This window comes from Arthrobacter sp. Cr_A7, assembly GCF_029222765.1.
Taxonomy (GTDB): Bacteria; Actinomycetota; Actinomycetes; order Actinomycetales; family Micrococcaceae; genus Arthrobacter.
Genome location: NZ_JARHXQ010000019.1, coordinates 1 through 7,531 on the forward strand (window position 1 = coordinate 1; position 7,531 = coordinate 7,531).

Below are 7,531 nucleotides of genomic sequence, written 5' to 3' on the forward strand. Positions count from 1 at the left end.
AATCAGCGCTTCCCGTTTGGCGCGGCTCCAACCCTGGACCTGTTTCTCCCTGGCGAACGCTTGGTCGATACGGCTAAATTCTTCGAACCATATGAGTTCGACAGGGCGTCGACGCCGGGTATAAACGGCTCCTGCACCTGTCTGGTGTTGTGCGAGGCGAACTTCGATGTTTGTTGTGCTGCCTACGTAATAGGACCCGTCAGAGCATCGGAGCATGTAGGTGAATGGCATGGGCCGATTCTCCTGCGCCTGGACTGTCTAGAGGAGGGACAGAGGCGGCTATGTGGAAAGGCACTTGGGTTTCGACAGGCTCAACCACCGAACGGCATGCAAAAGGCCGCCCCGAGGGGCGACCTTCTTGCGGTGCTTAGCGGGAGCGCTGGCGGAGGCGCTGCATGTCCAGGATGACTACGGCGCGGGCCTCCAGGCGGAGCCAGCCGCGCTGGACGAACTCGGCGAGGGCCTTGTTCACGGTTTCGCGGGAGGCGCCCACCAGCTGCGCCAGCTCTTCCTGCGTAAGCTCGTGGGCCACCAGGACACCGTCGGTGGCGGGGCGGCCAAAGCGGTCGGCCAGGTCCAGCAGTGCTTTGGCGACGCGGCCGGGAACGTCGGAGAACACCAGGTCCGAGAGGGAGTCGTTGGTGCGGCGCAGACGGCGGGCCAAAGCCTGCAGGAGCTGGGCCGAAACCTCGGGGCGCGTGCGGAGCAGGTTGTTCAGGCTCTCGTTCTTCAATCCGGCCAGCCGGGTCTCGGAGACTGCGGTTGCCGTGGCGGTGCGGGGGCTGGGATCGAACAGCGCCATTTCGCCGAACAGTTCACCCGGGCCGAGGATGGCCAGGAGTGATTCGCGGCCGTCCGGGGAGGTGCGTCCCAGCTTCACCTTGCCGGAAACGATGAAGTAAAGCTGGTCACCCTGGTCGCCCTCGCGGAAAACAGATGCGCCGCGGGAAAGGTCCACCTCGGTGAGCTCGTCCGTCAGCAGACGGAATGCGTCGTCGTCGAGCGTGGCGAAAAGGGGTGCTCGGCGCAGTACCTCGATGTCCATAAAATCTCCTGAGTAAAAGTATCGGCTGTGGCGCTTGTGCCATTGTTTCAGAATTTTCAAGGTTCTGTGACGAACTTGGCAGCCGAAACGCCCCTATGACGGGCCCAAACGGTGCGATCGGACGCATTTCACCGGCCCGTTACGGCCCGTCCGTGAGCGCCCGGCGGGTGCCCGGCAGCAGAAGCAAACCCACAGATGATTGTCAGCCACCGCCATTAGAATGAGGTTTCAACTGTTTATAAGGAGCCTTCGTGGTCGGCTTGACTGTCCTGGACCTGATCTTGATCCTGGCCCTGCTGTCCTACCTGGTCTACGGCCTCCGCAACGGCTTCCTCGTGACGGCGGGCGGCATCGCCGGTTTTGCTGCCGGCGCCGTGGCGGCCTTTTTCGCTGTTCCCCTGGTCAGCGGCTTCGTTGAGGACTCCGGATGGAGGCTGACCGCCATCGTGGCGGCCGCCGTCGTCCTGGTGGTCCTGGGGCATGGCCTGGGCACCATGGTGGGCCGGCAAATACGCGGCGCTATGCGGATCCGGCCCCTGCGGGCAGCGGACCGGCTGGTGGGCGGCGCCGCCAATGTTGTGGTTTCCGCGCTGGTCATGTCCATGCTCGCGTTCAGCATCAGTTCACTGGGTGTGCCGCTCGTTTCCCAGCAGCTGGCGGAATCCAAGGTCATCCGGTTCATCGACGGACTGACCCCCACCCCGGTCAAGGCCACCATGGCGCAGCTGCGCTCGGCAGTTATTGGCAACGGAATTCCCACCCTCATTGAGGGGCTGGAACAGGGCCCTGTAGTTCCCGTGCCCAATGCCAGCACTGACACCCCTGCCTTGAACAGGGCGGCCGAGTCCGTCCTGAGAATTGCGGGCACGGCCTACGAATGCGGCCAAAACCAGACCGGCACCGGCTTTGTGGTTTCCGAGGATCGCGTGGTGACGAACGCGCACGTTGTGGCGGGCGTGTCGCAGCCGGTGGTGGAATTGCCCGACGGCGGCGCGATGCCGGGCCGGGTGGTCTACTTCGACACCAAGCATGACCTCGCGGTACTGGCCGTGGAGGACCTGCCGTCGCAGCCGCTGCGCCTGAGCACAGACCTGCCGGGCGGCAGCCCGGCGGCTTTCGCCGGCTACCCGCACGGCGGTCCCTTCCAATCGAAGCCGGCCACCGTGCAGGACATCACCACGGTGCTGGTCCCGGACATTTACGGCAGCAACCCGACACCGGAGGAGATCTACCGGCTGGCCGGCGACGTGCAGCCGGGTAATTCCGGCGGGCCGCTGCTCACAACGGACGGCCAGGTGGCGGGCGTCATCTTCGCCAAGGCCACCTCGGACACGGACATGGGCTTCGCCATCACCATGGATGACCTGAATCCGGTCGCCGCGCAAGCCCCGGGGCTGACGTCGCCTGTTTCCTCCGGGCAGTGCATCCAGAAGTAGCCAGCCCGCGCAGGTGTCGCGGGTCAGCCTGGCAGGTTTGCTGACGCCTGCCGCAAGGCTTCGGCGGCGCCATCAGCGACCGTGATAATGCCAAGGCCGCTGTCCCTGACGGCTTTCATGTCGGCATCGAGTACGGCGGTGTCCGTGGTGTAGACGCCGCCGCCGATGTTCTCGCCCACTTCGTGGTAGCCCAGGATCAGCCAGGCGTTGTAGAACTTGGCGGAGTCGATCCACCCCTGCACGGTTGCCGTGGTGGTGGTGGCGTCAACGAACTTCACCCTCAAGTTATAGGCGTCGTAGTTGAGGCGGGTGTTGAAGCCGGAGTCGTCCGTCCCGTCGTCGTCATAGGCCCGCTGGTTGGAGTAGACCTGCCTGATGGCCGCCAAGGTCGCCTCGTTGTATTCGGCATAGGGCGAGGCGAAACTGGTGGCCGCCGCCGGTCCGAACAACTGCCGCAGCGTAGCCTGGCTTTCCCTCAGCTCCGCATCGAGCTGGCTGGCCGGGACCTCGCGAAGGTGCGCGTGCGTCACCGAGTGGGACGCGATCTCATGGCCCCGGTCCGCAAAGTCCTGGATCTGCTCCTGGGTCATGTACGTGGGCTGTTCGTCAATCGCTCCGGAGTGGATGTACATGGTGGCCGGAATTCCATACTTGTCCAAAATGGGTAGCGCATTCCGGTGCTGGCTGGCCCAGCCGTCGTCGAACGTGACGCTGACCATGCCGCGGCTGAAGCCGGCATCCCCGGTGAAGCCGCCGAGGGTCAGCACCAAAAACACGGACGTCAGCAGAACAAAAAGTTTTCGCATTGGGCACCCCGAAGGCCTGACATGTGCACCGGCGGATCGGTCGTGGATCCGCTTATTTTATGTATCGGGACGAGGTCCCTTACTGCAGCCGTAACAGCCGCATTGTCCGCCCTGGCCGGGCTCCCCGGCGTAAACGAATAGTATTCTGCGCGTGCTTTTGGGGTCGAGGGCCTGCGCTACCCAATCCCAAAGAAGGGGGTTCCCGCGGGCCTGCCCCACATCCGGCCCGGGATGCAGGTATGGCAAGGGAAAACTTCGAGTACTTCCTACAGATGCCCGCGTCCGCTGGTGCTTCTACTGTTGTGCGGAAGCAAGGCGGCAACCCGGGAGGAAGGAAGCCATGTCAACTGGTATCCAGGCACCCGGGCGGGACCGGTACCTGGATACCCTGCGTGCGGTGGCACTGGCCCGGGTGGTTGCCTTCCACAGCTTCTCGGGTGCCGTCTGGATGAGCCTCGTGTTTCCCTCAATGGGCGTGATGTTCGCCCTGGCAGGGGCCCTGATGGCCCGTTCGCTGGACCGGCCCGCTGCGGGGGTCCTGAAAAGCCGGGCCCGGCGGCTGCTGCTTCCGCTCTGGCTCTACGCCGTCACCGTGCTGGGCCTGCTGTTCCTCACGGGCTGGAGGCCATGGCAGGAGGAGGAAGGCTACTGGCTGGACCTTGCTTTGTGGTTCGTCCCGGTGGGCACCCCGCCGTTCCCGCAAAGCGCGGGAACAAATGGCGTCCTGACCGACTCCTCATGGGGTTTCCAGGCCGAGGAGATCCTGTGGTACATCCGGGCCTACTTCTGGTTCATGCTGCTCTCGCCGCTGCTGCTCAAGGCGTTCCGCCGGTTTCCCTGGGTTACCTTGCTGGCCCCGCTTGGACTTCTGGCTGTCCTGACCCTTGAAAACGCGGCATTGCCGGAATGGGCGAACAATCCCGTCACGGACTTCATCACCTTCGGTTCGTGCTGGATCCTCGGCTTCGCCCACCACGATGGCCTGCTGCGCAAACTGCGGTTCCCTGTCGTGGTGGTCCTTGCCCTGGCCCTCATGGTGCTCGGACTCGCCTGGGCGGCCACCCACCCTAGCGAGGAAGGCTGGAACCTGAACGAGATCCCGCTCGCCCAGGCCCTGTGGTCCTTGGGGTACTGCGCGGTGCTTTTGCGGCTTTCCCCGGTCTGGCCGGCGTTGCCCGGGCGGATGAAGATCCTCGACGGCGTTGTAACGCTCGTCAACAACCGGGCCATCACCATCTACCTGTGGCATAACCTGCTGCTCGTCGCCGCGGTCCCGCTCATTGACCTCGGCTGGGAAAACCCGGTCCTCAGCGAGGCCTTTCCCTGGCTGCTGGAAAGCGACTGGCTGCTGTTCCTCATGGTCTGGCCGCTCCTGGGAGCCGCCATCCTGTGCGTGGGCTGGGTGGAAGACCTGGCCGCCGGCAGGACGCCACGGCTCTGGCCCGCACGGACCGCAACACGCAGCTAGAGGACTTCGCCCAGGTAGTCGATGGCCAGCCGGTACCCGGTGACGCCTGCCCCCACGATGACCGCCGCGCACACGGGCGAGAGGTACGAATGGTGCCGGAATTCCTCGCGCTGGTGCACGTTGGTGATGTGCACCTCGACGGCGGGAAGCTGCACGGCGGCGAGGGCGTCACGGAGTGCCACGGACGTGTGGGTAAAAGCGCCGGCGTTGATCACGATACCCGAGGCCGTGCCCCGGGCCGCGTGGATGACATCCAGCAGAACGCCCTCATGGTTGGACTGGACACATTCCACGTCGAAGCCATGGGCCTTCGCTGCGGCGGCGGCCAGCTGCTCCACATCGGCGAGGGTTGAGGTGCCGTACTTTTCCGGCTCGCGGGTGCCCAGGAGGTTCAGGTTGGGGCCATTGATCACAAGGATGGTGCCGCGGCCGGCGTCGACGGCGGAGGAGGCTTCAGTCATGCAGGCAAATCTATCGTCGGAGCTACAGCCAAAAGAAACGCGGGGTCACTTGGTGCCCGTTTCGACGTTCGGAATGGGCGATAAATGACCCCGCGTTGCTTGGAAACGCCGGGGCAGAGCACTCGCCTGCTAGAGGGCGGTGACCTTCAACAGCAGCGCGTGCTCAGGGTTGAGGATGGGCATGGGAAGCCCCACCTCGGCAAGGAACCTGCCGCTTGCCGCCGCGCCGTCGGACAGCCACGCCGGCGGCTGGACCTGGGTGAAGGTGTGGACGTAGTCGGCGTCGCTTGGCGCGGGGAAGATTGCCTCCACCCGGTAGCTGCGTTCCGCATCCAGGCCGGGGAGTCCAATCCGCCCGGGTTCCTCGGCCGCGGAGGTGCCGGTGCTGACCAAAGCGAACAGGGCCGCCGTCGTGCCTTCTGCAACTGGCGTGCCGGCAGCAGCAACGCCGTGCAGCAGGAGCGCGTCGGAAGCGACGTCGGCGTGGACCCGGCGGCCGCTGTGGATCAGGTCCCGGTGCTCCTTGTACAGGCCCACCAGGCGCCGCAGTTCCTCACGCTCCTCGCCCTGCACGCCGCGGACGTCCCACTCCATGCCGAAGTGCCCGAACAGGGCGGTGATGGCGCGGAAGGACAAATCGTGCGTCCGGGCCGTGGTGTGGGACGTGGTGGGACCGATGTGGCTGCCCACCAGCTCCGGCGGGACCACGGCGCCGGTCCAGCGCTGGATGGTCTGCCGCTCCAGCGCATCGTTGCAGTCCGACCCCCAGATCCGGTCGGTCCGTTCCAGGATGCCCAGGTCCACCCGGGCGCCGCCGGAGGAGCAGCTTTCAATCTCGACGCCGGGGTGCGCCTTGCGGAGCTCGTCGAACAGGCGGTACGCGGCGAGGGTCTGTTCGTGGACCGAGGAGCGGCCGGCGTGGCCGTGCTCCAGCAGGTCCCTGTTCTGGTCCCATTTGAGGTAGCTGATGTAGTTGCCGGCCAGGAGCGCGTCGATGCGGTCGTAGATGTACTGCCACGCCTCCGGGTTCACCAGGTCGATGATGTGCTGGTTGCGCCATTCCAGGGGCAGCCGGCCGCCGTCCTTGTGCTGGATGGCCGAGGGGCCCACGATCCAGTCCGGGTGCGCCCGGGCGACGTCCGAGTCCAGGTTGACCATTTCCGGTTCCACCCACAGCCCGAACTCCATCCCGCGCGAGGTGACCGCGTCGATCAGCGGCGTCAGGCCGTTGGGCCACAGGGTCTCATCGACGTACCAGTCGCCGAGGCCCGCCTGGTCGTCGCGGCGGCCCCGGAACCAGCCGTCGTCGAGCACGAAGCGCTCCACGCCAAGGTCGGCCGCAGACTCAGCGAGTTCGATCAGCGTGTCCAGGTTGTGGTCGAAGTACACGGCCTCCCAGGTGTTCAGGACCACCGGGCGGGGCTTGCCGGCGGGCAGGCCGGTGGACGCGGCGGGGAGCACGTGGTGCGGGCGGGACCGGAACCAGCTGTAGAAGGCGTCGGTGATCCCGTCCAGCCCTGATTCCGAGTAGGCGGCGAACAGTGCCGGGGTGGTGTAGCTGCCGCCCGGTGCAAGGACCACCTCGGCGGGGCCCAGGAGCTCCGAGCCGCCGATCATGGTCCGGCCGTCGCCGATGGTATCCGCGAACTGCTCGTGGTTGCCGCTCCAGGCCAGGTGGGTGGCCCAGACCTTGCCGTGGCGGTTGCCGAAACCCGGGGTGCCGGCGGCGAACAGCAGGGAGGAGTCGTGTCCGGTGCGGCCGTGCCGGCCGGTGCGGACCCAGGTGCCCTGCTGGATGGCCCGCCGCTGCGGGTGGCGTTCGCGGCACCAGCGGCCGGTCAGGTCAAGGAGTTCGACGGCGTCCGGCGCCACCGGGAGGACGGTGGCCAGTTCGTCCACCTGGAAGGGGGTGGTGCCCTCGTTGGTGACGGTGTGGCGCAGTTCCAGCAGGCCGCCGTCGTGCAGCGTCAGGTTGGACGAGACGCTGATGCCGGTATCGGCGTCGGCCTGGACTATGTGTGCGCTGGTGCCCTCTGCGGTGACCGCGGTGGTGCGGAGGCGGGAGGAGAAGTCGACGCCGGCGCCGCCGTCGGTGATCCGGGAGCCGCGCAGGGCGGGACGGCCGCGCCAGGAGGAGGAAGCCTGGGGGAGCAGGCCGGCGGGGACGCGGGCGTCGATGGCGGAGTGGGGAACGGGGCTGGTGAGGATGGCCAGGTCCGGCAGGGTGGCACCGAGGTCGGCGCCCCAATGGATGACCTCGGCCTCCCCGCTGTCGAAGCTGATCACCAGGCTGGTGCCGGCGGAACGGAGGTGCA

The 7,531-nt window shown here is 66.4% G+C and carries 7 protein-coding genes; 2 read left to right on the forward strand and 5 right to left on the reverse strand.

The features are described 5' to 3' along the window. The coding region (locus tag P2Q66_RS01030) for a GIY-YIG nuclease family protein (protein ID WP_275724879.1) at positions 1 to 231 on the reverse strand (231 nt) is incomplete at its 3' end. Positions 232 to 367: 136 nt separating this feature from the next. Then, entirely contained in the window at positions 368 to 1,045 is a 678-nt protein-coding gene (locus P2Q66_RS01035; protein WP_009359192.1) for a Crp/Fnr family transcriptional regulator, read from the reverse strand. Positions 1,046 to 1,296: 251 nt separating this feature from the next. On the opposite strand from P2Q66_RS01035, the gene P2Q66_RS01040 reads away from it, so the two are divergent. Further along, complete coding sequence (locus tag P2Q66_RS01040) at positions 1,297 to 2,481, forward strand: MarP family serine protease (protein ID WP_275724886.1); 1,185 nt, start codon at positions 1,297 to 1,299, stop codon at positions 2,479 to 2,481. 23 nt (positions 2,482 to 2,504) lie between these two features. Here the strand turns inward: P2Q66_RS01040 and P2Q66_RS01045 are convergent, their stop codons facing one another. Continuing rightward, a complete protein-coding gene (locus tag P2Q66_RS01045; RefSeq protein WP_275724888.1) occupies positions 2,505 to 3,287 on the reverse strand; it encodes a polysaccharide deacetylase family protein in 783 nt (260 codons plus the stop codon). 340 nt (positions 3,288 to 3,627) lie between these two features. On the opposite strand from P2Q66_RS01045, the gene P2Q66_RS01050 reads away from it, so the two are divergent. Continuing rightward, entirely contained in the window at positions 3,628 to 4,755 is a 1,128-nt protein-coding gene (locus P2Q66_RS01050) for an acyltransferase (RefSeq protein ID WP_275724890.1), read from the forward strand. Here P2Q66_RS01050 and aroQ read toward each other — a convergent pair. Both aroQ and P2Q66_RS01060 read right to left on the reverse strand, forming a co-directional pair. After that, positions 4,752 to 5,216 carry a type II 3-dehydroquinate dehydratase gene (aroQ, locus tag P2Q66_RS01055; RefSeq protein ID WP_275724892.1) on the reverse strand — a complete coding sequence of 155 codons (465 nt, stop codon included), beginning with the start codon at positions 5,214 to 5,216 and terminating at the stop codon, positions 4,752 to 4,754. The two genes, P2Q66_RS01050 and aroQ, sit on opposite strands and share 4 nt — an antisense overlap. A gap of 129 nt (positions 5,217 to 5,345) precedes the next feature. After that, positions 5,346 to 7,531 (reverse strand): alpha-galactosidase (locus P2Q66_RS01060; RefSeq protein WP_275724894.1); only part of this gene is annotated, 2,186 nt, incomplete at its 5' end.

What these genes read in the sequence shown, in the direction of transcription:
- P2Q66_RS01035 (WP_009359192.1), bottom strand. Translation starts at nt 1,045, where the DNA reads ATGGACATCGAGGTACTGCGCCGAGCACCCCTTTTCGCCACGCTCGAC.
- P2Q66_RS01045 (WP_275724888.1), bottom strand. Translation starts at nt 3,287, where the DNA reads ATGCGAAAACTTTTTGTTCTGCTGACGTCCGTGTTTTTGGTGCTGACC.
- P2Q66_RS01050 (WP_275724890.1), top strand. Translation starts at nt 3,628, where the DNA reads ATGTCAACTGGTATCCAGGCACCCGGGCGGGACCGGTACCTGGATACC.
- aroQ (WP_275724892.1), bottom strand. Translation starts at nt 5,216, where the DNA reads ATGACTGAAGCCTCCTCCGCCGTCGACGCCGGCCGCGGCACCATCCTT.